18 protein-coding genes and 1 pseudogene are annotated in these 24389 nt (G+C 57.2%); 7 read left to right on the forward strand and 12 right to left on the reverse strand.

Annotation, left to right across the window (positions count from 1 at the left end; all coding sequences use genetic code 11):
* Positions 1–3: 3 nt before the first annotated feature.
* The 4 genes from ACIPL2_RS00090 to gloB form a co-directional block, all read right to left on the reverse strand.
* Positions 4–1845, reverse strand: a complete 1842-nt coding sequence (locus ACIPL2_RS00090; protein WP_401351690.1) for an extracellular solute-binding protein — start codon at positions 1843–1845, stop codon at positions 4–6.
* Positions 1842–3656 carry an extracellular solute-binding protein gene (locus ACIPL2_RS00095; protein ID WP_401353304.1) on the reverse strand — a complete coding sequence of 605 codons (1815 nt, stop codon included), beginning with the start codon at positions 3654–3656 and terminating at the stop codon, positions 1842–1844. Before ACIPL2_RS00095 ends, ACIPL2_RS00090 begins: the two co-directional genes overlap by 4 nt.
* 385 nt (positions 3657–4041) lie before the next feature.
* Positions 4042–5484 (reverse strand): transglycosylase SLT domain-containing protein, encoded by a 1443-nt coding sequence (locus tag ACIPL2_RS00100; protein ID WP_401351692.1) that lies wholly within the window; start codon positions 5482–5484, stop codon positions 4042–4044.
* Between the two features lie 99 nt (positions 5485–5583).
* Positions 5584–6351: a hydroxyacylglutathione hydrolase gene (gloB, locus tag ACIPL2_RS00105; RefSeq protein ID WP_401351695.1), complete on the reverse strand. Its 768-nt coding sequence runs from the start codon at positions 6349–6351 to the stop codon at positions 5584–5586.
* A gap of 65 nt (positions 6352–6416) precedes the next feature.
* On the opposite strand from gloB, the gene ACIPL2_RS00110 reads away from it, so the two are divergent.
* The 4 genes from ACIPL2_RS00110 to ACIPL2_RS00125 all read left to right on the forward strand — a co-directional run bounded on the left by ACIPL2_RS00110 (position 6417) and on the right by ACIPL2_RS00125 (position 11705).
* Positions 6417–7175: a class I SAM-dependent methyltransferase gene (locus ACIPL2_RS00110; RefSeq protein WP_401351698.1), complete on the forward strand. Its 759-nt coding sequence runs from the start codon at positions 6417–6419 to the stop codon at positions 7173–7175.
* A 92-nt stretch (positions 7176–7267) separates the two neighbouring features.
* On the forward strand, positions 7268–7720 hold the full coding sequence (gene rnhA / locus ACIPL2_RS00115) for a ribonuclease HI (RefSeq protein WP_008028618.1): 453 nt from the start codon (positions 7268–7270) through the stop codon (positions 7718–7720).
* Between the two features lie 1677 nt (positions 7721–9397).
* On the forward strand, positions 9398–9826 hold the full coding sequence (locus ACIPL2_RS00120; protein WP_401351701.1) for a hypothetical protein: 429 nt from the start codon (positions 9398–9400) through the stop codon (positions 9824–9826).
* Positions 9827–9998: 172 nt separating this feature from the next.
* The gene (locus ACIPL2_RS00125; RefSeq protein WP_401351704.1) at positions 9999–11705 is read left to right on the forward strand and encodes a hypothetical protein; all 1707 of its coding nucleotides are present in this window, start codon (positions 9999–10001) and stop codon (positions 11703–11705) included.
* Between the two features lie 61 nt (positions 11706–11766).
* Here ACIPL2_RS00125 and ACIPL2_RS00130 read toward each other — a convergent pair whose 3' ends face one another.
* From ACIPL2_RS00130 to ACIPL2_RS00140, 3 genes are all read right to left on the reverse strand, one after another.
* Positions 11767–13479, reverse strand: coding sequence for a hypothetical protein (locus ACIPL2_RS00130; RefSeq protein ID WP_401351707.1), 1713 nt, complete (start codon positions 13477–13479; stop codon positions 11767–11769).
* Positions 13480–13508: 29 nt separating this feature from the next.
* Positions 13509–14459, reverse strand: coding sequence for a DUF7014 domain-containing protein (locus tag ACIPL2_RS00135; protein ID WP_401351709.1), 951 nt, complete (start codon positions 14457–14459; stop codon positions 13509–13511).
* 288 nt (positions 14460–14747) lie between these two features.
* Positions 14748–15884, reverse strand: coding sequence for an AraC family transcriptional regulator (locus tag ACIPL2_RS00140; protein ID WP_401351711.1), 1137 nt, complete (start codon positions 15882–15884; stop codon positions 14748–14750).
* 20 nt (positions 15885–15904) lie between these two features.
* Here ACIPL2_RS00140 and ACIPL2_RS00145 point away from each other — a divergent pair, with 20 nt between their 5' ends.
* Complete coding sequence (locus tag ACIPL2_RS00145) at positions 15905–16306, forward strand: carboxymuconolactone decarboxylase family protein (RefSeq protein WP_401351713.1); 402 nt, start codon at positions 15905–15907, stop codon at positions 16304–16306.
* Positions 16307–16367: 61 nt separating this feature from the next.
* Here the strand turns inward: ACIPL2_RS00145 and ACIPL2_RS00150 are convergent.
* The 5 genes and pseudogenes from ACIPL2_RS00150 to ACIPL2_RS00170 form a co-directional block, all read right to left on the reverse strand.
* A pseudogene (locus ACIPL2_RS00150) lies at positions 16368–17376 on the reverse strand (YeiH family protein).
* A gap of 236 nt (positions 17377–17612) precedes the next feature.
* The gene (locus tag ACIPL2_RS00155) at positions 17613–19310 is read right to left on the reverse strand and encodes an AMP-binding protein (RefSeq protein ID WP_401351715.1); all 1698 of its coding nucleotides are present in this window, start codon (positions 19308–19310) and stop codon (positions 17613–17615) included.
* Between the two features lie 19 nt (positions 19311–19329).
* Positions 19330–19656 (reverse strand): Rieske (2Fe-2S) protein, encoded by a 327-nt coding sequence (locus ACIPL2_RS00160; RefSeq protein ID WP_401351717.1) that lies wholly within the window; start codon positions 19654–19656, stop codon positions 19330–19332.
* A gap of 63 nt (positions 19657–19719) precedes the next feature.
* Complete coding sequence (locus ACIPL2_RS00165; RefSeq protein ID WP_401353306.1) at positions 19720–20988, reverse strand: MFS transporter; 1269 nt, start codon at positions 20986–20988, stop codon at positions 19720–19722.
* A 130-nt stretch (positions 20989–21118) separates the two neighbouring features.
* Positions 21119–22174 carry a 3-keto-5-aminohexanoate cleavage protein gene (locus tag ACIPL2_RS00170; RefSeq protein ID WP_401351719.1) on the reverse strand — a complete coding sequence of 352 codons (1056 nt, stop codon included), beginning with the start codon at positions 22172–22174 and terminating at the stop codon, positions 21119–21121.
* A 211-nt stretch (positions 22175–22385) separates the two neighbouring features.
* Here ACIPL2_RS00170 and ACIPL2_RS00175 point away from each other — a divergent pair, with 211 nt between their 5' ends.
* Positions 22386–23408: an AraC family transcriptional regulator gene (locus tag ACIPL2_RS00175; RefSeq protein ID WP_401351721.1), complete on the forward strand. Its 1023-nt coding sequence runs from the start codon at positions 22386–22388 to the stop codon at positions 23406–23408.
* A gap of 81 nt (positions 23409–23489) precedes the next feature.
* On the forward strand, positions 23490–24314 hold the full coding sequence (locus ACIPL2_RS00180; protein WP_401351723.1) for an SDR family NAD(P)-dependent oxidoreductase: 825 nt from the start codon (positions 23490–23492) through the stop codon (positions 24312–24314).
* Positions 24315–24389: the final 75 nt, after the last annotated feature.

Here is a 24389-nt window from a genome sequence, read left to right on the forward strand (position 1 = left end):
TGATTACTCCGTGCCCGCAGGGTCGGCTTGCAGTTTGGTTTCGACTTCTATCGCCGGTTTTGCATCCGGCTTGACCCACCAGGTGTTGATCCCGATGTCGTACTTGGGCGAGATTTTCGGGTGACCGATGTGGTTCCAATACGCCACGCGCCAGGTTTTGATGTGCCAGTTGGGGATCACGTAATAGCCCCATTGCAGCACGCGGTCCAGTGCGCGGGCGTGGGCCACCAGGCTTTTGCGCGAATCGGCATTGATCAGTTGCTCGACCAGTTGGTCCACCACCGGGTCTTTGAGGCCCATGGAGTTGCGGCTGCCGGGTTTGTCGGCGGCGGCGGACATCCAGAATTCGCGCTGTTCGTTGCCCGGCGAGTTGGACTGCGGGAAGCTGCCGACAATCATGTCGAAGTCCCGCGAGCGCACGCGGTTGATGTACTGCGAAACGTCAACGCGGCGGATCACCAGGTCAATGCCGAGGTCGCTGAGGTTACGCTTGAACGGCAGCAACACCCGCTCGAACTCGGTCTGGGCCAGCAGGAACTCGATGTTCACCGGTTTGCCGTTAGAGTCGACCATCTTGTCGTCGACGATCCTCCAGCCGGCTTCTTGCAGCAGTTGGTAGGCCTTGCGTTGCTGGGCGCGGATCATTCCGCTGGCATCGGTCACCGGGTTCTGGAACGCCTCGCTGAACACCTGCTCGGGAATCTTGCCGCGAAACGGGTCGAGGATCGCCAGTTGATCGGCGTCCGGCAGGCCAGTGGCGGCCATTTCCGAATTCTCGAAGTAGCTGCGAGTGCGCGCGTAGGCACCGTTGAACAACTGCTTGTTGGTCCATTCGAAGTCCATCAGCAGCGTCAGCGCCTGACGCACGCGCACGTCCTGGAACACCGGGCGGCGCAGGTTGAAGACGAAACCCTGCATGCCGGTCGGGTTGCCGTTGGGGATCTGTTCCTTGATCAACCGGCCTTCGGTTACCGCCGGGATGTTGTAGGCATTGGCCCAGTTCTTCGCGGCCATTTCCAGCCAGTAGTCGAACTGCCCGGCCTTGAGCGCTTCCAGCGCCACGGTGTTGTCGCGGTAATAGTCGGTGGTCATCACGTCGAAGTTGTAGAACCCGCGGTTGACCGGCAAGTCCTTGCCCCAGTAATCCTTGACCCGCTCATAACGCACCGAGCGTCCGGCTTTCACTTCGCTGACCTTGTAAGGGCCGCTGCCGAGGGGCTTTTCCAGGTTGCCCTTGTTGAAATCCCGGGTCGCCCACCAATGCTTGGGCAGTACCGGTAACTGGCCGAGGATCAGCGGCAGTTCGCGGTTGTTGCTGTGTTTGAACTTGAACAGCACCGTCAGCGGGTCTTCGGCGACCACTTCGTCGACATCGTTGTAGTAGCCGCGATACATCGGCGCGCCGTCCTTGATCAACGTCTGGAAGCTGAACACCACGTCTTCGGCGCGGATCGGATGACCGTCGTGGAAGCGTGCCTCGGGGCGCAGGTAGAACCGCACCCAGCTATTGTCCGGGGCTTTTTCGATCTTGCCGGCGACCAGGCCGTATTCGGTAAACGGTTCATCCAGGCCCTGTTTGGCCAGGGTGTCGTAGATCATGCTGATGTCGTCGGCCGCAACCCCTTTGCTGATGAACGGGTTGAGGCTGTCGAAGCCACCGAAACCGGCCTGGCGGAAGATTCCACCCTTGGGCGCGTCCGGGTTGACGTAATCGAAGTACTTGAAATCGGCCGGGTATTTCGGCGGCTCGTTGTACAGGGTCAGGGCATGTTGCGGGGCGGCACAGGCCAGCCCGGCGAACAACAGGCCGCTGGCCTGCAGGAGCAGGACGCGTACGGGTTTCATTGATCTTTCTCCGAAGATTTCAGCCACCACGCGCTCAGGCCCAGGGTGTAGGGCGGCGTAGTGACGAAGGCGAACCGGTTGCGGTAAGCCAGGCGGTGATAATTGAGGTACCAATTGGGAATGATGTAGTGCTGCCACAGCAGCACCCGGTCCAGCGCCTTGCCGGCCGACACTTGTTCATCGCGGGTCTGGGCGGCGAGCAATTGTTCAAGCAGATGGTCGACCACTGGGTTGGCAATGCCCGCGTAATTCTTGCTGCCCTTGACCCCGACCTGGCTGGAGTGAAAGTACTGCCATTGCTCCAGGCCCGGGCTGAGAGTCTGGTTGAGGGTCATCAGGATCATGTCGAAATCGAACTGATCGAGGCGTTGCTTGTACTGGGCGCGGTCGACGGTACGCAGGCGCGCGTCGATGCCGATGCTGGTGAGGTTCTCGACGTAAGGCTGAAGAATGCGCTCCAGGTTTGGATTGACCAGCAGGATCTCCAGACGCAACGGTTGCCCGGTCGCGTTCTGCACCCGTTGGCCATTGAGCTTCCAGCCAGCCTCGGCAAGCAGGCTCAGGGCCTTGCGCATGGTTTCCCGTGGAATGCCGCGCCCTTGGGTCTGCGGCAGGCTGAAGGGCTCGGTGAAGAGCTTGGCGGGCAACTGCTCGCGATAGGGCTTGAGCATCAGCCATTCATGGCCGACCGGCAGGCCGGTGGCCGAGAACTCGCTGTTGGGGTAATAACTCATGGCGCGCTTGTAGGCGCCGCTGAACAGCGTGCGGTTGGTCCACTCGAAGTCGAACATCAACCCCAGCGCTTCACGGACCCTGGTATCGGAGAAGGTCGCCCGGCGGCTGTTCATGAACAGCCCTTGGCTTTGGGTCGGGATCTGATGCGGGATCTGCGCCTTGATCACATCGCCGCGCCTTACGGCCGGGAAGTCGTAGCCGTTTTCCCAGTTCTTCGCCTGATGTTCGATGTAGATGTCGAACTCGCCGGCCTTGAAGGCTTCGAAGGCGACGTCGCTGTCGCGGTAGAACTCGACTTCCATGCGGTCGACGTTGTACTTGCCGCGATTGACCGGCAGGTCCTTGCCCCAGTAATCCTTGACCCGTTCAAAGACAATCTGGCGTCCCGGCGTTACCGACGTGATGCGATACGGCCCACTGCCCAGTGGCGGTTCGAAGGTGGTGGCCTTGAAGTCACGACCTTTCCAGTAGTGCTGTGGCAGCACCGGCAACTCACCCAGGCGCAGGATCAGCAAAGGATTGCCGGCACGCTTGAAGACGAAGCGGATGCGATGCGGGTTGAGCACGTCGACCCGCAACACTTCCTGAAGGCTGGTGCGGTACTGCGGATGACCGTCCTTGAGCAGCAGGCGGTAGGAGAACGCTACGTCGTACGCGGTAATCGGCGTGCCGTCGTGGAAACGCGCTTCGGGGCGCAGGTTGAACACCACCCAGCTGCGGTCTTCGCTGTATTCCACCGATTGGGCGATCAGGCCATAACTGGAGGTCGGCTCGTCGCCGGACGGCGCGTATTGGCCGGTGCCGACCATCAACGGTTCATTGAGCTCGTTGATGCCGTATTGCAGGAAGTTGGGGGTGGAAACCGGGCTGGAGCCCTTGAACGTGTAAGGGTTGAGCGTATCGAAGGTGCCAAACGCCATCACCCGCAACGTACCGCCCTTGGGCGCTTGCGGGTTGACCCAGTCGAAGTGGGTAAATCTGGCCGGGTACTTGAGCGTGCCGAACTGCGCATAACCGTGGCTTTCGCTGATCGTCGCGCTAGCGGAGGAGCTCAAGGCCAGGCTGATCAGGAGCAGGAGGAGGGGACGCTTCAAGTCAGAGATCCGATCCAGGCGGCTTGGGCTTTGTGGGCCGTACAGTAACAGCTTGTATCGACAGGAAAAAGACGGGTTGTTAATGCAGCGAGCACTAACCTCTGTAGGAGCGAGCTCGCTCGCGATGGACGTCAACGATAACGCGTGTTTGCTGGAGAAAAGCGTCGCCCTCAGGTCTCTCGCGAGCAAGCTCGCTCCTACAAATATTCTCAACCGATCGGCTGTCTGTAGGAGCGAGCTTGCTCGCGATGGACGTTAACGATAACGCGTGTTTGCTGGAGAAACGCGTCGCCGTCGGGTCTTTCGCGAGCAAGCTCGCTCCTACAGGTCCCGATCACAAAAAAGCCCCTCGTGAGAGGGGCTCTTGTTAGTGCGGATTGGCAACCGTCAGCATCTGTCCCGGCTTCAGCGCCTGGCCAAGTCGAGGATTCCAGCGCTTGAGGTGTTGCATTTCAACGTTGAAACGCTTGGCCACCATGTACAGCGAGTCGCCTTGCTGGACCTTGTATTGGGTCTGCGTCTTCTTGTCACTGCTCTTGCTGTTCGCCGCCACCACGGTGTTGACGCGCCCGGAACTGCGCTTGGTGGTGTCCTGCATCACTAGCACCTGGCCGGCTTTAAGGTTCTTGCCGGTCATTCTGTTCCAGCGCTGCAGGTCTTTGACGTCGACTTTGTTAGCCTTGGCGATGCTGGCAAGGTTATCGCCGCGTTTTACCCGGTAGGCACGCTTGAGACTGGCAACTTCGGTCTTGTCCACGCCTTCGAACACGGGCTTGAACGACTTCTTGCTGATCAGCTCCTCGGGACGCATGGTCTGCAAGCTGGTGGTCAGCAGTTGCGCCTTGGACGTCGGCACCAGCAAATGCTGGGGGCCGTCGATGGTGGTGCGCTGCTTGAAGGCAGGGTTGAGCTGGAACAACTCGTCTTCGTCGATGTTGGCCACCGCAGCCACCTTGGACAGGTCCATGCGCTGGTTGATTTCGACGACCTGGAAATACGGTTCGTTGGCGATCGGGTTCAGGTTCACGCCGTAGGCTTCGGGTGCCAGCACCACTTGCGACAAGGCCAGCAGCTTCGGCACGTAGGCCTGGGTTTCGGCCGGCAGCGGCAGGTTCCAGTAATCGGTCGGCAGGCCAAGCTTTTCGTTACGCTCGATGGCCCGGCTGACCGTGCCTTCACCGGCGTTGTAAGCCGCCAGGGCCAGCAACCAGTCGCCGTTGAACATGTCGTGCAGGCGGCTCAGGTAATCCATGGCCGCGGTGGTCGAGGCGGTGATATCGCGGCGGCCATCATAGAAACGGGTTTGGCGCAGGTTGTAATAACGCCCGGTGGACGGGATGAATTGCCAAAGACCCACCGCGTCGGCCCGGGAATAGGCCATCGGGTTGTAGGCACTTTCAATCACGGGCAACAGCGCCAGTTCCAGCGGCATGTTGCGTTCTTCAAGGCGTTCGATGATGTAGTGAATGTACAGGCTGCCGCGTTCGCCGGCGTTTTCCAGGAAGGAAGGATTGCTGGCGAACCACAGGCGCTGTTGCTCGATGCGCGGGTTGACGCCCAGGCCGTCCTGCAACTGGAAGCCTTGGCGCATGCGCTCCCAGACATCCTGTGGAATTTGTGGTGTTGGTTTTTCGGTGAGCCAGATGGGCTTCTGCTTGGCACGTGCAGCGATGTTCGGGGTATGTGCCGCTTCGGTTTGCGGCACATGGCTGGAACAGCCCGCCAAAGTGGCGGACACAGCCACCGCAATGGCTTGAGCCAAGCGGGTCAATGCGTCTGAATTGATGGCTTTACGAAATGATGACGACATTGGCTGGAAGTAAGTTCCGGGCAAAAATGTCGGGCGATTCTAGAAAGCGCACCCCCTGCGGTCAACCATTCAGAATTTTTGTACCAACGTTCAGCTTACTTAGAACTTATCTTTCCAAGCACGAAGAGCAGCAAAAACCGCACTCGGAGCCCGGTTATGGGGTCCGTTCCGTTCGTCCACTTTTTCTTTAACAGATGTTTCGCCAGTACGCAAAAACGGATTTGTGCGCTTTTCAAGGGCCAGCGTAGAGGGCAGCGTGATAATTCCGGCCTCCCGTTGTTGAGTGACGTTGGCCAGTCGTTCGACGGTATCTCGATTGCCCGGTTCGACGGCGATGGCAAAGCGCAAATTGCTCAGGGTGTATTCATGCGCGCAGAAGACTTGGGTATCTTCGGGCAGAGCCGCCAGGCGTGTCAGCGAGGTGTACATCTGCTCTGGGGTGCCTTCGAACAAGCGCCCGCAACCGGCGGCGAACAGGGTGTCACCGCAAAACAACAGGCCCTGATGATAATAGGCAATATGCCCCAAGGTATGACCGGGGATTTCGATGACGTCAAAGTCGCAACCCAGCACAGTGACGCGGTCGTTGTCCTTGAGCGCGACGTCCCGGCCCGGGATGGTTTCGCTGGCGGGGCCATAGACTTTCGCGTCTGTCGCTTTTTTCAGCTGCTCGACGCCGCCGACATGGTCATGATGGTGATGAGTGATCAGAATATCGCTCAATACCCATTCAGGGTTGGCCGCGAGCCACTCCTGAACTGGCGCGGCATCGCCCGGATCGACGACGGCACAGCGTCGGGTGTCGGGGTCTTGTAACAACCAGATGTAGTTGTCGGTAAAGGCGGGCAGGGCACTGATCTGTATCATCGTCGGATTCGCCAAGCGGAAAACAATGGCGCATCTTAGAACTTCCTGACGCGTTGGAGAATGCAATGACCGATAAAGCGTTCGCTCAGGCTGATCCTGACTGGCTGGCGTTGATCAGCGCAGCCCGTGAATGGCTGTCCGGCCCGATCGGGCAATTTTTGCTGGATGAAGAACGCCGCATGCTCGAAGACGAGCTAGGCCGGTTCTTTGGCGGCTACCTGGTGCATTACGGGCCGTCGGCCCAGACCCCGCCGTCGGCACCGCAAGTGCAGCGCAATGTACGCCTCGGTGCGCCGTTGCCGGGGGTCGAGATTGTTTGTGAAGAGCAGGCCTGGCCGTTGAGCGAGCATGCCGCCGATGTGGTGGTGTTGCAGCACGGGCTGGATTTCTGCCTGTCGCCCCACGGTTTGCTGCGTGAGGCGGCGAGCAGCGTGCGGCCCGGCGGGCATCTGGTGATCATCGGCATCAATCCGTGGAGCACCTGGGGGTTACGCCACGTGTTCGCCCATGACGCCTTGCGCAAGGCCCGTTGCATTTCCCCGTCACGGGTCAGCGACTGGCTGAACCTGCTGGGCTTCGCGCTGGAGAAACGCCGCTTCGGGTGCTATCGTCCGCCGCTTGCGTCACCCGCCTGGCAAGCGCGTCTGGCCGGTTGGGAGCGCAAGGCCGGTGACTGGCAATTGTCGGGCGGCGGCTTCTATTTATTAGTGGCGCGCAAGATCGTGGTGGGCCTGCGTCCGGTCCGTCAGGAGCGACGCGAACCGATGGGCAAGCTGATTCCGCTGCCGATGGCCAAGGTCAACCGTCGCAACATCGAGCCGTAATACACTTTTTATTTTCCCGGCCGGGTTTGCCCCGGCCTCGGGCAGCGTCGATCGCAGATCGGCGAGCCACCGCATTTTCTGGATAGATTGGCATGAGCGATAGCGTAGAACTGTTCACTGACGGCGCCTGTAAAGGCAATCCTGGCCCAGGCGGCTGGGGCGCATTGCTGGTGTGCAAGGGTGTTGAAAAAGAACTCTGGGGCGGCGAAGCCAACACCACCAACAACCGCATGGAACTGATGGGCGCGATCCGTGGCCTGGAAGAACTCAAGCGCTCCTGCGACGTCCTGCTGGTCACCGACTCCCAGTACGTCATGAAAGGCATCAACGAGTGGATGGACAACTGGAAGAAACGCGGCTGGAAAACCGCGGCGAAAGAGCCGGTGAAAAACGCTGATCTGTGGAAGTTGCTCGACGAGCAGGTCAACCGCCACAACGTCACCTGGAAATGGGTGCGCGGGCACATCGGCCACCACGGCAACGAACGCGCGGACCAACTGGCCAACCGTGGCGTGGATGAAGTACGCGGTTACAAACAAGCCTGATTCCGGCGCAGCACCGCGTCATGGCCTTCGCGAGCAAGCCCGCTCCCACATTAGATCTTCAGTGAACATAGAATTTGTGTTCGACAACAATCAAATGTGGGAGCGGGCTTGCTCGCGAAGAACGATAACGCGGTATCCCTGAGCTCCAACATTCTCGGTCATCCGACGAGCGTGTTAATATCGCCGCTTTTGCACGATTGACCCGTTGAGAGCTGAGCACTGATGGCCACCAGATCCGTTTTCGAGTTCTGCCTACTTGTCAACAGTGTAATCGAGCCCCCTACACATCGGTGATCGTTTCAAGGTGCTGATTGTGTGGGGTTTACCGATCCAGCCCCCGTTTCTTTGGCTGAATTCCAAGGCTTCATGATTCTAAAGTGTAAACGATGAGTTGTTTTAGCTACCCATGGTTTACATTCTAAAATATGAGCCTGCGGCGGTCTGATAGCCTCTTTGTCGAATGCAACGTTTGCCGTCTCGGGATAGCAATTCCTACTGCAAGTCGACCGCAATAAACACTGTGACCTGCTGGTGCCGACTCAACGCGCTGGACAACCATTCCCGTTCTCCGAGAAACAGAGATTTGGCGCTTGGGCGTTATATCCATTTTCACGACCCATTGAACCTCTGGAATTTTCCCCTGGTTCGTTGCGGAGCGGTTGTCGATGTGCATTACGTCGAAGCAGATTGCCCATGGGATGCTAGCCTTCCAAACTCAAATAAGCAGTGAGTTTGAAAATGAAAAAAATGACTTCAGAAGGCTTTGTTGTGAGGAGAGTGGGTCTTTGCAAAAAAAACTCATTAGTCTATCCAGAAACATTCTCGTCTTTCCCATGTCTGCGATGCGGGCCTTGGACCCTAAGCGTGCATCGGATCCTGCAAGCCGCAAAACGGATACCTAGCCTTGGAGATAACTAATCTGTGGGCCTTAGGTGTATGGAGTTGGGTTCAGGTCGCACGAGCCAAATGTAACAAAATGCCCCAAAGGCCCCCTCAATGGCGGTTTTCGTGCGCAGAATGTAATGGGTGTAGACGACCGGCAAAAGTCTAGAAGTTATCATCGTGGGGGAATTGGAACTCGACACGACAGGCAGCAATCGGCCAGAAGCAGCCGTTGATGATTGATCACTTTCGACCCAAATCAGACATCGTTTAGGTCAGCCTCAACGGCGATGAGGTGTGACTCATTGTGGGCTTGACAGGTTGTCTTTACTATCGACCTCGCACATTGGTCGCTAGTGCGGCGTTATCACGCGATGGAACAGGCCGACTTATCTGGAGTTGAGACGCAAATGGCGATATCGAATTTGGAGAAGTACCGCAAAGACCTAGATGCCCTTATCACGGAAGGTGCGGTCGTCAGCATTTCGCTACAAGCAGGCGTACGGAGCACAGTACCGAGATATTGTCCTGAAAGGGCACGGGGGCGACGAAGCGAAGACGAAGAAGGAGCTTGATAGCATCAAGCCTTTCGTAGAGGTTTACCATCACTGGTACTCCGAGGCACTGCTCCTCGTTAAGCAACTTCTACCGGATCGCCTGGCAGACTTCGTACGGTTATACGAACGGCCCAAGGCGCGCAAAGAGATAAGCCACGATTCATATTGAATTGAGGATGCATGCCAAGGCTTGGCGGGGACTCTCAGAGGGCAAGTCACGGTCGATGCGAAGACTGCCGTGAACCTATTGGAGCAGCAGCTCGCCATTGTAGAGTCCATCAAGCGCCGCTTTGAAAGCTCACTGTTCGACATAAAACAGCTTGTTCAGGCGGATCTTTTCGACTCGGAGTTAGGTGCAGCCCGCGAACTTCTGAAGAACAAATTCACCCGCGGCGCAGGTGCTGTTGCGGGTGTCGTGCTTGAAGGACACCTCGGCCAGGTCTGCGAGACCCACGGGGTGAAACTGGCAAAGAAAAACCCTACGATCTCGGATTATAACCAAGCATTGAAAGACGCCAATGTGATCGAAACTGCGCAGTGGCGCTTCCACCAACACCTCGGCGATATCCGCAACAAGTGTGACCACAGCAAAACAGATGAGCCTACCGTTGACGAATTGAAAGATCTCATTGACGGCGTAGCCAAGGTCATCAAGACAGTCTTCTGATCCAAAAAAAATGGCACAGATTTATTATTCGGCAATGAACGACTGGAAGTGATTATTCGTGACGGGCAGAAACCGGCCAGAAGCAGTCAATGAACTATGCCGCAAGTGAGTAGCGCTAAGTTGCCAATCATGGTATATCGGCGAACAATGACCACCATTTAAAGGACCTAAAATGGCATTTCACAACCCCGAAACCGCACAGCGACTTCTGGATGCCTGGAAGGCAGCGAGAGAGGGGAGGTTGAAATTTCCTCCATCGCTACAATCCCATGCGGATGAGCTATTAGCTGCCCCTTTGACAGCTGCAGGATTGGTAGATACCAAAGGAATGTCCCGAGAGACTGTTTTGTTGGCGACGAGTTTTGGCGCAGCGCTGTCGATTCAGAGAGATGAGGCGTTAAAGGATAAAGGTTATCAGCCAACAACCGCCATGAATGAAGTTCAAGTTGAACTATTTGCCCTTTTTAGCTCGCTATTTTCTGCATTGACTGGCCGTTCGATCGATCTGGTCAGGGACGCGAACGAGATCAAACAACACATTTTGTGGCGTGTTGGATATCAGCCAGATGTTTTCGCCAACTCAGTAAACCAAGTGACAGAAGAGCTGAGTGAATTTTATAATCGTAATTCCATAAATATTTATCAGCAAGCGAAGAGCTTTGGTGGAATGAGATTGGTTACGGGCGGCCAGCGTCAATTCGGTCCATCCGCACTCAATGCCGTTCGCATAACCGGTCTTTACGCTGATACACAACTAATTCCAGATCCTATATATCCATTCCTAAGCTCAGACCTAAACCTAAATGCCGTGCATTTACAACTTGCTATCCAACTTTTCCATATCCTGCAGCTACGCCCTTTAGTAGATGCTAAGCTTCCCGTGCCAGCCGTTTTTATTTTCCCAAGTTTTGAGGAGGCATTGGAGCGGAACGATGCACATACCAAGTTAGGTCTTGAGCAGTTAGCGATTGGCTTGATCTCACCAATTTGCCGCGGACAGATCCAATCACTAGAAGAACTCTTCGAATATTCAAATAAACAAGAAACTGCATTTCTTGACTCGCTGATGTCATCAGGCTTGTTTGTCCCTCCAGGTGGTGAACCCGGTATTCAACTCAGCGCCGGCGAAGCGGCGAGCCAGTATATCCAACAGCTTGAGGGAGTGCGCTCGCCCCTTGTTCTAGATCAAATGAAACGCATGCCCACGGGCTCGCTGCTTCTCAATGGCGTTCTGGAAAGACTAAGACCTCAGTACCATTTATTTGAAAATTCCAATGAGCTCGGGGCACAGGCACTTCTTTCGCAGCCTGTTCACTGGCACTATTTTAAGAAAATCGCTCAAGCAAATGCAATAGATCTTCGCTCAAAAAATGTGATTTCTGATCAAGCGTTTCAGACGCTCCATGCGATCCAGGATGACAGCTTATCCTGGTTGGCTAATATCCCCGTAACAACTCTCGTCCAGCTAATTTCGAATAACGAACACCGGTGGCTGCGAGAGGAACTTAACAAATATACTAGCCAACTGGCATCCACTGGCCCCATTGATACTAATGAAATGATCAAAGAGGTCAGTCACGGCCTCGCTTCGCTGGTACAACGGCAACGCAAGAGCCTTAAGGATATTGAGTCAAAGTATGCACCGAAGAAAGCAGCAGTCCTTGCAGGAGGCATTATAGGCGCGGGTCTGGTAGCGTCGGCAGTCATGCTTCCCTTACTTTCCCCGCTCCTTGCAGTAAGTGTTCCCGCAGTTGCACTGGCAGGAACAGCTACCGGTGCCCTTATTGGGTTTGGTAAGGAAAAAATAGGCGAAGTCGTTGAGAAGCGTCACGCGGGTCAATCTATGCTTGGCGTGCTCGCTACAACCAGACCTAGTTAATACCGGGGGGCAGTTTGACCCGGCAAAGGCTTCAAACTGCTTCCTTTAGGCGATTCGTTGCTCATTCGTCGATTTCAGTTTCGAGAGCTTTCAAAACTGCGACAAGAGCATGATCACAACCTTCGGCCAAGTGGAAGAAGTGCGTACGGAAATTCCCATGGCTGGTACGGGCTTCCCGAATAGCGACAGCTTTCTTTTCGTTAGTCGCATGTCCCCGGATCTCATTGCGAAGCTCATGGAGTTTTCTGATCGGCGCCAAGATCTGCTTAGCATCCTCTGCGCTGATTGAGCTTCCCACGAGAATTTCATACAACAACTTGAGTGAGCGCCAGGTGGGCTCCAGAACGCGTCCTTTCGCCTCCGCTATCTTCCGCAGTGGCTTGTCGAGAAAGCCTTCTACCAGACATTGATCGAGAGCCATGACTTCATCTCCCCATTCCTTAGGCGAGTCTGTGGCTGGAGCAAGCACGCTATTGATCAGCTCCTCACCGCGAGGGTTCCACCAGGCAGGCTTCCTTTTGTCGAGCGTTCGGATCTTGCGCTTGAGCGCATCCAATGGATGATATTGGGTGAACCAATCGCCTTCGATGTCCGTTCGATGCGCGCGCTCGGAGATGGGAGCCTTGGGCCATTCGTTGAAGGCCTTCCAGTAGAGTTGTTCGTCATAGGGCAGATTCGATAAGTCCCAGATGTACGCATGAACTTGGCCGGCCTCATTAATATCGTAAGATTTAAGGTACCAAGCACCTCTGCACGAAATGCTCCGGTCTTCCAGCGTGTACTTCTCAGGATCGCCCTTGAAGCGATTTAGTACCTCTGCCCTGAAAAAAGCGGGAGATATCTGCCAGGGAAGATCGCTATCTTCAAAATAGCTGACGATGTGCTTGGGGCTGCAAGAAGTCTCTACCTGGCGGTCATTCTTACGGTCAAAGATTTTGAAGACTGCGTACTCACGATCTGGATCACCGTCGAAGTCTTTGCGCCACGCCTCTTCTTGTTCTTCAACGGTGGTGTTAGGCCTAACCACAATTGCTCCATGCGCGAAGCTCGCCTTACTGGTTGATCCACCATGGTAGAACAGATCTAACTCGTCTCGGTTATATCGGCTGGCGCCATCCCAGCCGTTGAAGCTGCCGGCCACATAACGAGTGAAATCAAATTTCATGACCAGCGCCATGTCCGCTAGGGCCATGTAATTGTCCAGATCCTTACGAAGGATCGTGACCATATCCCGCCCTTCTATTTGGTCGGGAATTTGGAGCCTCAGTATTCTGATGACGTCCTCGATATCGCCATTATCATTCAGGCGGCAATATGCCTTTCGCTCATCCACATAGTGAATGTCGAGGCAATGCACGAGTTTTTGGCTAATCTCAATCGGCGTTGACCCGGTATGAACCCCTTCAAGACGTCGCCGAATGACCAGAGGTTCCCCCCCTGCTAAAGCGGACCCGCTGTCCTCTGGAAAGGGTGACTCAATGTAGACACGATGTCCTTCATTGGAACACCAGGATTTCTCGATGCGCCAGGTAGTATCGGTAAACAGTGAGAGGTTTTGAAGCGCTTCACCATCGGGGGGGGTGACATTATCGGTTGGAGCGAGAGCCCCTACGATGAGAAGGAATGGAGCGCTAACGTAAATCACAATCTCGTCTGATTCCGAGTTTGCTTTCATGTACTGAACAGCCTGCTCGGCATCTTTATACCAAGGATCATCCTGGTCCTCTGGTGCTGTCGCAAACGCAATCAAAGGTCTGGTATCGAAACGACGCATTTCCACTCCCACAAGCCTAATTGAAGAATTCAGGGGTTGGCCCGGTAAGCCTGATCGTGCAAAAAGATGATCGCAGAGGCCGTCATATTCAGGGTGTACTTCGCCACATGCTCTAGCACTACTTTCTGCATTTCGCCGGCACCATGCGAGGTGCTCAGTTTGTTGCGTAGCGTGCCCACAGTCATCAGTGGCTGCTCCCAGAAAGTATCCATCTCTGTTTTCTGCATGATGGTCCGAATGAGCTTGGAGGTTGTGTCTCCCTGGGCATACCCAAATCCTTTCTGCCCGCAGATCACCTTCATGACGCTTTCGTAGCTGCTGTTGCACTTGGTGACGCAGTCGCCGAATTTTCCATGCCGAAAGTCTTCCAGAGCTGACATGAACTCGGAGTTCGCATTCAGGAATGCAGGCTGACGCAATAACTTCAGAGCAGGCTCGATAGCCGTCTCGTGGATCGCTTGACTTTCCTTCGGAATGACCTTCGCCTGCTCACGGATTCTGGTGAATTGAGTAAGGGCGCCTCGGTACATTTCCTCCGTGGTTTCCCATACCGGTTTGGTGACAAAGTAGGGAAGATCATCTACGTTTAAGAACTCGTTCAAACGATCAATTACGGGTTCATGTTGACCGCCTATGTAACGCCATCCTTCGTGATGGACTAGGTATTCAATAGCATCAAGGAAGTGTGGGTCGCTGCAGGTATGCAGAAACGCGAAAGCATCATCAGCATAGGAAAGATTTTTATTCCCTGAGAGGTTTTGGTGCCCGAGAAGGTAGGAAAGCCGGTCGTGAAGAAACTCTAGGGATTCGACCATGCCTGGACCAACGTCACGAATGAGCATGAATGTCCTCTGCCGGAATTGCTGAGTGAGCTGCTTTTTCGGCTTAGTCTGGTTTTCCCTACGTCGTGAAAAAACGCTGAAGATATTCCCTATCATTACGACACCTTTAAGCCGTTCAAAGAATGGCATCATATTCATGAAGGTATCGCATGGCCATCACTTGGTCGTCACCGCCAATCGTTAGCTGTGTTCTTTTATCGCAGTAGGCCAAAAGAATGTCCGTCGGTCTTTCGGCGTCGCCTCATCGTCGTTGAGTCATTTCAGCCATCTGGGTGGTGAGCGGGAAGCGTCCGCTTTTGGCCGACTGCTGCCTGTCGCAATTGGCTAGTTTCGAGCAGCGGCCGATTGGTCTTGGGAATTCTGAAGCCATCGCTTTCTGGCGCACGCTAGTTGGTGCTTTATATGGGCTGTCCATTGCGCCAGCCTCTAATTGAATAACCCAAGAGACGACTTTCTTGGGGTGATCGGGGAGGGCTGGGTTCTCCAGGATGATGGACTGCAGTCGAACAGTCGGCTGAACCAGCGGGAGAAGGCGCTCAGTTCGGAAAAACCGAGAACGGCGGCAATTTCACTCAAAGGATGGTGGGGATTTGCCAGATAACGTGATGCAAGTTCCTTGCGGACTTGATCCAGCAGCGAAGAAAACGTCTCACCCTCTCGCGTCAGCTGTCGATGCAACGTCCGTCTGTCGCGTCCCAAGTGCGCGGCGACCTGTTCCACCGAGCAGCGCCCAGTCGGCAGCAGCATCCAGATCATTTGATGCACCTGCTCCAGCAATGCTGTTCGGGAATCTTCGCGAATGCTGTTCAGGTAGTGTTGTACGTAGCGGGCCATTTCCGGATCGGCACTGGGCAGGGCGCGGTCGAGATCGCTGGTGCGGCAGACAATGCCGTCCATCAAGCAGTTGAACTGTACCGTTGTACCGAACAAACGCTGATGCCGGCTATCGTCCAGCGCGTTGCAGTGACGGAAACAGATCGCGGATGGATGCCAATGGTTGCCGAGCAAAGTCTTGAGCATTCGATGGGCCACCGCTACCGCCAGCTCTACTGATTGGCGTACAAACAAGTGGTTGACCGACACCAGTTCCAGCCGTAGCACCGCCACACCGCCGCTTTCCTCGATGTCCAGCACCAGCCCCTGATGGTGCAGATGGAGGAATTGCTGGAGCGCCTTTAAGGCTGAGCGCAGGGTTGGTTCGCGCCATAACAACGCCAGGGGGCCGAGGTTGGAGGCTTTGCGACTTTCCGCCATGCGCAGGCCAAAATCTTCCACGCTCGCCCCTCGCGCCGAGCTGTCGAGCAACTGTGCTACGGCTTCGATGGAAATTTTCAGGTCCGGTTGCAGCAAGCAGCGCGGGTCAAGACCGACAAGACGCAACTGCTGCATGGGATCGACGTTCAACGAGCGGGCAATTTCCGCGTAGTTGGTGAGGCTGGCACTGCGAACAAGACCTTTCATTGAGCGATTACCCATACGTTGCACGTGTCCCGAGATGTCACGCCGCTGCCCCCTGGAGTCAAGCCAGAGGGCACCGGCAGCCTTAGAGTTGAAAGCAACCACTCAACCTTGAGGAACTGCAAATGAATGAAGAACAGACCAACCCTGGCACCCCAACCTGCGATGCCATGCGTGACGCCGGCAGCTGGAATCCCGCCTGGGACCCGCTGGCCGAGCTGGACGCGCAATGGGTGGAAAAATTTTTCGGCATGGCCACGCACCCGATTCGCAAGGGGATTCTGGACCCCAAGACCTTCGAACTGATCGCCATCGCTGTCGATGCTTCCTGCACCCATCTGTATGCCCCCGGTGTGCGTCGCCACATTCGCAAGGCGCTGGAACTGGGCGTCACCATCGAGGAAATCCTGGCGGTGCTGCAGCTCACCTCGATTCTGGGCATCCACAGCATGGCGCTCGGCGCCCCGATCCTCATTGAGGAAGCCAAAAAACTGGCCGACGAGGGGCCGGTCGCAGGCACCTTCTAAATTCATCAAGTCACCTCATGCTCTGATGCGAAGGCCGGGTCGGCCTTCGCAAACCCGCGCTTTACAGCCCCCAGTGCAGCAATAGCAGAACCAAACCCACGAGAAACACGGTTTCGCCGACCATCAACAGGATCGGTTTGATGCCGATTGTGGCGAGTTCCTTCAATTGAGTTTTCATCCCCAGCGCACTGATGGAAATCACCAGGCACCAACGCGACAACTCATTGACGAATCCCTGCACCGCCGGAGCTATCCAACCGGTACTGTTGATGCACGCCAGGACCAGGAAACCGACAGCGAACATGGGCAGTAGTGGAGGGCGCTTTCCCGTTGGGTCCGCACCCTGAGCACGAGTGATCAGCGTTGCGCAAAGAATCACCGGCAGCAGCATCGCCACGCGCATCAGCTTGACCACGGTGGCGGTGTCACCGGTCTCGGTAGACATGCTGTAACCGGCGCCGACGACTTGCGCCACGTCATGGATGGCGCACCGAGGAACACCCCGGCCACCTGCGGCGACAAGGCAAACCACTCGGCGATCATCGGGTAGAGAATCATCGCCAGCGTGGACAGCGCCGATACGCCGATCACGGTAAACAGCGTGGCGCGTTCCTTCTGCGGGTGATTGGGCAGCGCGGCCGCTAGGGCCAATGCCGCCGAGGCGCCGCAGATTGCCGTGGCACCGCCGGTGAGCATGCCGAAGAGGCGATTGAAGCCCAAAAGCTTGGCCGCCAGGACAGAAACGGCATGGTCACCACCACAACAATCACCACCAATGCCACCGGCCTCCAGCCAAGGGTCGCAATCTGTTCCAGGGTGATGCGCATCCCCAACAGGGCTACACCCAGACGCAGGACAGTGCGCGCAGTGAACTCGATACCGGCCTTGCACTTGCCATCGCCGGCCAGAAAATTCAGCGCAATACCCAGCAGCAACGCGAACAACATTACCGGCGCACCATAGTGTTCGGAAAGGAAGGTCGCCGCGGTGGCAACGATCACGCTGACGAAAAATCCCGGTGCCAGTTCGAGGACGCGAGAGTGAATATTGACGAGAGCGATTGAGCTCATGAAGTGAAGTCCTCGCAGGCGGAACCATGGGGATGTGGCATCGGTGTGGCAGTTGGTTCACTCTAGGGCGCTGGCGGTTTGAGCACTTCTCATTTGGTGCCAGCCACCTTTCATTTGGTGCCAAATGCCGTCGCGTATGTGCCTAAGAGAATGGCGTATGAAAACGGGACAAGGCCTTCATTCGCCATTCGGGTCGCAGGTTTGGGAAGGGGGTTAATGCCCTGACGTAACGTCGTTCAACTGACCGCCGTTACTTCAGAGGAACTGCCCGCAATCGCAAGTACACGCAAGTCCTTGCGCAATATCTTGCCCACCGTGGACTTGGGCAGCGCCGACAGGAACCGCACCTGGCGAGGTACTTTGTAGGCCGCCAGATGCGCCCGGCAGTGCTCGATCAGCAGAGCTTCATCAAGCGCTGCATTGGCGGCCTTGACAACGTACAGGCACACGGATTCTCCGCTGCGCTCATCCGGCATGCCGATTACGGCGCATTCGCTGACGCCTGAGCAACTGGCGACAACCACCTCGACCTCGTTGGGGTAAACGTTGAAACCCGAGACAATGATCAAATCCTTTTTGCGATCGACGATCTTGAGCAGGCCATTGGCGGCAAAGATGCCGATGTCGCCGGTGCGGAAGTAACCCTCGGCGGTGAACGCGTGGGCATTGGCCGTGGGCTTTTGCCAGTAGCCGGACATGATCTGCGGCCCCTTGGCGCAAATTTCTCCCGCCTCGCCTAGCGCGGCGGGTTGATCATCGTCCTTGAGCAGCACGATGTCGGTCGAAGGCAGCGGTAGCCCGACGGCCGCCGAGAACTGACTGCGTCCCATAACATTCAGGCACAGGATGGCCGACGTCTCTGAGAGGCCGTAGCCTTCGAGGATTTCCTGACCGGTTATGTTCTTCCACAGCGTCGAGGTGGCCGGCAATACCGCTGCGCCGCCGCCGATGGCCAGGCGCAGACGCGAGAAATCCACTTCGCCGATGCGCGGGTGGCGCACTAGCGCGCCGTACAGGGTATTGACCCCGGTCAGCAGCGTCGGGCGGGCCTTGATCAACGTACCGACCAGGTCATCACTGTTGCGCGCGTCGGGCACCAGCCAGTTCTCGGCCCCGGCCGAAAAGCCGATCAGCAGGTTGATCGTCAGGGCAAACACGTGGAACAGCGGCAGCGCCGTGACCACCACGTTGTCACCGTCGGGATCAAACATGTCGGGAAGAAATGCCCGCGCCTGCATGATGTTGGCGATGAGGTTGCGGTGGGACAGCGCCGCGCCTTTCGAGGGGCCGGTAGTCCCGCCGGTGTATTGCAGAAAGAGCAAGTCATCGCCCGTCAGCTCGACCGGTGTCAGCTGCAACATATCGCCCTCGTGCAGGGCATCGGTGAAACGCGTCATCGGAAATGCCGACGATGACGAGATGACGAAATCGCCGGTTCCGTCATGTCCGTCCAGGGTGTCGCGCGGCTGTACCACGATGACTTTCTTGATGGTCGTGCTGACCAGGATCGCTTCCAGTGCAGGGAGGGCGCTGGCAATGATGACAATGATCTGGGCCCCGGCATCGTTGAGCTGATGCAAGAGTTCCTGCGGTGTGTACGTCGGGTTGACATTGACCTGAGCGGCGCCGGCCCGGAGGACGCCGAACATGGCGACGGGAAACGCCGGGATGTTCGGCAGCATCACCGCAATACGGTCCCCACGTTGCACGCCAAGGTGCTGCAGGTAGGCGGCAAACGCGCCTGATTGCGCGTCGACATCTGCATAACTGAGTGAACGGTCGAAGCAGTGGAATGCCGTGTGGCTGGCGTAACGTAGCATGGCATCTTCGGCCATCGCGACCACCGAAGGCCAGGTGTCGGGGTTGATATCCGCCGGTACGCGGGCGTCGTAACTCTGCTGCCAATGACGGGCGGTGGTGAATGATTGGGTCATGATCAACCTGCTATTGAAGTTATTGGTGGCGGGTGATTGGGGTGGGTAAGGTGATTCGAATGCAGTCCTCGGCGATCTCGACGGGATATGTGCGTACGCTCAACCCGCCACCGCGCATGCAGCCGGTGGCCAGGTCGAAACGCAGGCCATGGGCGGGGCACTGCACCCAGCAGCCATCGAGTTGACCGAACAACAATGAGGCGCCGTTGTGCGGGCAGCTGTCGTCGATGGCGTACATCCGGCCATCGACGTTGAACAACGCGATGTAGCGACCGTTGGCCTGCACGCGCGCGCGTTTGCCGATACCCGGATCGGAAGAGACAGGCAGTTCCAGGGTGTTGTTCATGACGAGGTCTCGCAGAGGGTGAGGATGCTTCGACGTTTGTCGCTACGGGTCATCGCGCCTGCCTCAGGTACAGGGTTGAACACAGACGCGCTGAAGATCCTGCTGGTAGTTGCGCACGCCCACCATCAGGACCAGCGCGGCGGCAACGCCCGCTAATGGCAGCAGTTGCAGCGCTGAGGCCAGGCCGATGCGATCGGCGAGCAAACCGGTGACGAAGGGGCCAGGAGCCATGCCCAGCAGGTTGTTGGCAATGGCCAGCGTGGCCATTGCGGTGCTGTGCAAGGCAGGCGGCGTCAGGTCGGCGACCATGGTGCCGGAGGGGCCGACAATGCCACCGCCAACAAACATGGCCAGGCCGATCATGACCAGTTGTGCCATGCCCACCGGCAGTTGAAAGGCTACGGTCAACAGCGCACTGCAGAGCAAGCAGTAGCCCATGGTCAATCTGATTTTTCGCGTCGGCGAACCGTGGCACAAGCGGTCAGCGATGGCGCCACACAGAGGCATGCCGACCGCCGTGCACAGCATAAAAATGGCCGCGACCGCACCGGCGTTCGTCAGCGGCATGTCGTAGAAGCGATTCAAGTAGCTGGGCAGCCAGGTCAACAGGGCGGCGATGGCGAACAATTGCAGGCCGCTGCCGATGTAGACACTCAGCACTGAAGACGTCGAGAACAGGCTCCTGAGCGGAGGAAGAACCTGACGCTGATCCGAGCCGGTAGCCGGGCGCGGCGATTCAAGACGGCCAGGCCTGACGACCAGCGCATACACCGCCGTCAGGGCGATACCATAAATCGCCATACCAACGAAGGACGCGCGCCAGCCGAAATGTGTCGCCAGGACGCCACCGAGGCCAATGCCAAGCACGGAACCGACCATGCTCCCGGCAAGGAATGCACCGGTGATCGTAGACCTTTGTTGCGGCGGAAAAATGCTCAGCACCACGGCAAGACCGACGCTGCCGTAAGCCGCTTCGCCGACGCCGATGAAGAAGCGCGCCACGAACATTTCTTGATAGTCGGAGGCAAAACCACACATCAGGGTGGCAAAGCTCCAGATCGCCGCCATGAGAATCAGGCTGCGGATGCGACCGAGGCGATCAGCGACGACCGACAGTGGGAAGGCAAGCACGCCGACGGCGATGGCGACGACGCCGGAGAGCGCGCCGAGTTCGGAATCGGAGAGACCCCACTCAGCCTTCAGCTGCGGGAAAACCACCGTCAGTACCTGTCGGGACATGAAGTCTGACAGCAACAGGCCGAAGGTCAGGGCGAAGACCACCCAGGCGTAGGGTCGTGCGACACGTCGCCAGGTGTCACTGCGTACTTCCATTGGAGCATGCAAAGTCACGGAGTCTTTCCTCTTGTTACGGCCGCGTTCATTCGCAGCTCTCGAAATGATGTGTTGCGGGACTCGCGGGACGCACGCAGGTACTGCTAGCGTGTGCCCCGCAAGGTTCGACTTAGCCGAATTGGGTAAAGCCTTTCTGACCGGATTTGCGGTTCGGCGCGAAGCCGTTCTCGGCCAGCGTCTCATCGGCGTCCTTGTAGAACGTGCCGATTTTGTAGATCTCGCGAGCCTCTTTGCCGTTGGCAACTTCGCGACCCATTTCCCGGGAAATGCGCACCAGTTGCTCGATCTGCTCCACTGTGCCCATTTTGCGATCGCGGCTTTGGGTCCAGATGTTGTCCTCGGTGCCGCAACGCACATGTAGGCCCAGGGCAATCGCCATCACGTTCAGTGGCAGCACGTTGAGGACGGAGGATTCCAGTGTCAGCACGGAACCGTCCGGACAGGCACGCACGAAATTCGCCAGGTTGTAGAGGTTAGGGGAGTCGGCACCACCACCAATCGCCACCCAGGTGAGGATCAGCGGAACGTTGCAGACGCCGCGGCGCATCATCCGCTCGACGGTTTCGAATGAAGGGATGTTGCCGAGCTGGAATTGCGTTTGAATGCCGTTAGCCGACAGGCGCTTGATGTGCTCCTCGACCCATTCCGGGCCGGCCGGGATGGTCATCTCGCGATAGGCACGAAAGCCCTCGGGCGTGCCCATGCTGGTGCCGGCAATGTCGGCTTCGAGCATTTGCTCCACGACGTTCATCTGGTTGCTGTTGATCGCAATCGTCACCTGATCGGGCTTGGGCGAGAGTTCGGCAAGCATGTGCCGTGTATCGTCCGAGAGCCATTTGGCGACATCCCCATCATCTTCCGGGGCGAAGGAGATCGAGCCGCCGACCTGGATGATCATGTCCGGCACGGTTTCGCGCACGCCGGCGATCAACTCGTTGAACATGGACAGACGCTTGGAGCCCTTGCCGTCCAGCTCGCGCACATGCAGGTGCAGCACCGTGGCCCCGGCGTTATAGCAGTCGACGGCCATCTGAATGTGTTCTTCCATGGTGACTGGAATTTCTTCCGGGAAGTCCGCTGGAATCCAGGAAGGTGCAAACGGCGCGGCGGTAATAACCAGTTTTTGCTGGTTTTCGGGGTACATGGATCCGTCAAGAAAGTTCATGCATGTCTCCAATCGGTTGTTATTTTTGTGCTTTGAGGGTGTCGTTGTCGGTGGTGCATGGCTTGTACTTTGCGGCAGCCGGCGGATGTAAACCTCTCATCACGTGCCAAAAACCTTTCATTACGTGCCAATACCAGTGTTCAATCGGTGCCCATATAATCGATTGCAGGCTTTATCGAAGAAGGCAGTCGATATCACGGGCGGAGGTGCGATGGACGCGTTTGTACGGGCTGCAACTCTCAAGAACTACACGGAGGTTGCCCAGAGCCTCGGCCTGAATCCGGGCGAGATGCTGCGTGGCGTCGGCCTGACTGCCGTCATGTTGAATGACCCGGAATGCATGCTGCCGCTGGAGGCGGCGCTCAAGCTGCTGGAGTCCTCTGCCGCTCGCTCAACCTGCCCGGCCTTTGGCCTGCGCATGGCAGAGGCTCGACGACTCTCGGATCTCGGCGCGATCAGCTTGCTCTTCAGCCATCAGCGCACACTGCGCGACATGCTGCTCACCAGCATCGAGTATCGACACCTGCTCAACCGGACCCTGGCCATGAACCTGGAAACGGTGGGAAACACGGTGCTGATCCGCGATGAAATCATGGCCGAAGCGGGCGTACCCAAGCGCCAGGCGGCCGAGCTGGCGATCGGCATCCTGCACCGCACGTGCAAATCGCTGATGGGCAGTCAATGGCATCCGCATAGCATTCATTTCAGCCATGAGGCCCCGGCAAGCCAGCAGGAGCACACGCGATTCTTTCGTTGCCGGGTGGTGTTCGACGCCGAGTTCGACGGCATCGTTTGCAACGCCGAGGATATTGATCAACTCAATCCCCAGGCCGACCCGGCGATGGCGGGTTACGCTCGCCAGTTCATGGACTCGATCGCAGACGCCAGCGAGCATTCGGTGATTTTCGATGTGCGTAAGGCAATCTATTTGTTGATGCCGGTCGGGCGCGCCACCATCAATCAGGTTGCCTATGCCAAAGGCGTCAGCGTGCGAACCCTGCAACGAGAACTCGATGAAGCCGGCCGCACATTTTCCGAGCTTCTGAACACTGTGCGTCGCGAACTCGCCTTGCACTACATGGCAAACAAAAATTATTCCCTGCAGCGTGTCGGCATGATGATCGGTTACGCGGTTCCGACTTCGTTTACGCGCTGGTTTTGCGCTGAGTTCGGTTGTTCGCCTCGGGAATGGCGAAACCGCAGCAAGCAGGCTGGCAACGATTCATCGACCTGAAAGGTCGATGTCCCGCCAGGTCAAGGCTCAAGCCCCAAGGGTGGGCGACACTGCGTCTTCCATAAGACGGAGTGTTGCCTCATGAAAATGAAGGGTCGAGTTGCGTTGATCACCGGTGGTGCAGGTGGGTTGGGCCAGGCGATAGCCCTGCGAATGGCCAGCGAAGGGGCCAATGTGGTCATTTGCGACATCAACAAGGCGGCGCTCGAAACCACACGCGGCATGATCGAGGAGTTGGGCGCGCAATGCCTGGCAGTGCGATGTGATGTCTCGTTGAGCGCTGAAGTGGATGCCATGTTCGACCGGATCGATGCGCGATTCGGCACGCTGCACATCCTCGTCAACAATGCTGCGTTGGTGCCGGACAGACCCCATGATGACGAGCGACGCAAGCGCCATTACGCGCTGGTGACCCAACCGCTGCCCCGTCAGTCGCTGGAGATCACTCGCAACATGGACGATGCCGAATGGAAGCGCTTTTGGGCGGTAAACGTCGACGGCGTGTTCTATTGCACCCGCGCCGCCTTGCAGCGCATGGAGCCCCAGGGCTACGGCAAGATCATCAACATCGCCAGCATCGCCGGCATTTCCGCCATGGGGGCGCATAGCCCGCATTACTCGGCAGCCAAAGGTGCCGTTATCGCCTTCACCCGTGCGGTGGCCTACGAGGTTGCCGGTGCCAATGTGCAGGTCAATGCGATCTGTCCGGGTGGCGTCCAGACACCAGCCTTCGAGCGCTACCTGGAACAGCAATCGCCTGAGCAACTGAGTGTGTTCAAGCAGGTCATGCCGCTGGGGCGTTTGGGCAAGGGCGAGGAGTACGCGGCGCTGGTGTCCCACCTGGCGTCGGACGAGTGTTACCTGGTCGGTTCGATCATCAACGCCGGTGGCGGCACCTACATCTGAGTTTTCGGGACGGTCTGTCGGACGTCCCGAAATGTCAAACCGATGCCCCGATAAGTCAATCCCGATCACAGCGCT

Source organism: Pseudomonas sp. NPDC086251 (genome assembly GCF_044746405.1).
Classification (GTDB): domain Bacteria; phylum Pseudomonadota; class Gammaproteobacteria; order Pseudomonadales; family Pseudomonadaceae; genus Aquipseudomonas.

Excerpts from the sequence above, each read along its gene's own strand:
- ACIPL2_RS00125 (WP_401351704.1), top strand. The coding sequence starts at position 9,999 with ATGGCATTTCACAACCCCGAAACCGCACAGCGACTTCTGGATGCCTGG.
- ACIPL2_RS00165 (WP_401353306.1), bottom strand. The coding sequence starts at position 20,988 with ATGGAAGTACGCAGTGACACCTGGCGACGTGTCGCACGACCCTACGCC.
- ACIPL2_RS00155 (WP_401351715.1), bottom strand. The coding sequence starts at position 19,310 with ATGACCCAATCATTCACCACCGCCCGTCATTGGCAGCAGAGTTACGAC.
- ACIPL2_RS00180 (WP_401351723.1), top strand. The coding sequence starts at position 23,490 with ATGAAAATGAAGGGTCGAGTTGCGTTGATCACCGGTGGTGCAGGTGGG.
- ACIPL2_RS00145 (WP_401351713.1), top strand. The coding sequence starts at position 15,905 with ATGAATGAAGAACAGACCAACCCTGGCACCCCAACCTGCGATGCCATG.
- ACIPL2_RS00090 (WP_401351690.1), bottom strand. The coding sequence starts at position 1,845 with ATGAAACCCGTACGCGTCCTGCTCCTGCAGGCCAGCGGCCTGTTGTTC.
- ACIPL2_RS00175 (WP_401351721.1), top strand. The coding sequence starts at position 22,386 with ATGGACGCGTTTGTACGGGCTGCAACTCTCAAGAACTACACGGAGGTT.
- ACIPL2_RS00130 (WP_401351707.1), bottom strand. The coding sequence starts at position 13,479 with ATGCGTCGTTTCGATACCAGACCTTTGATTGCGTTTGCGACAGCACCA.
- ACIPL2_RS00135 (WP_401351709.1), bottom strand. The coding sequence starts at position 14,459 with ATGAATATGATGCCATTCTTTGAACGGCTTAAAGGTGTCGTAATGATA.
- ACIPL2_RS00170 (WP_401351719.1), bottom strand. The coding sequence starts at position 22,174 with ATGAACTTTCTTGACGGATCCATGTACCCCGAAAACCAGCAAAAACTG.
- ACIPL2_RS00160 (WP_401351717.1), bottom strand. The coding sequence starts at position 19,656 with ATGAACAACACCCTGGAACTGCCTGTCTCTTCCGATCCGGGTATCGGC.
- rnhA (WP_008028618.1), top strand. The coding sequence starts at position 7,268 with ATGAGCGATAGCGTAGAACTGTTCACTGACGGCGCCTGTAAAGGCAAT.
- ACIPL2_RS00110 (WP_401351698.1), top strand. The coding sequence starts at position 6,417 with ATGACCGATAAAGCGTTCGCTCAGGCTGATCCTGACTGGCTGGCGTTG.
- ACIPL2_RS00100 (WP_401351692.1), bottom strand. The coding sequence starts at position 5,484 with ATGTCGTCATCATTTCGTAAAGCCATCAATTCAGACGCATTGACCCGC.
- gloB (WP_401351695.1), bottom strand. The coding sequence starts at position 6,351 with ATGATACAGATCAGTGCCCTGCCCGCCTTTACCGACAACTACATCTGG.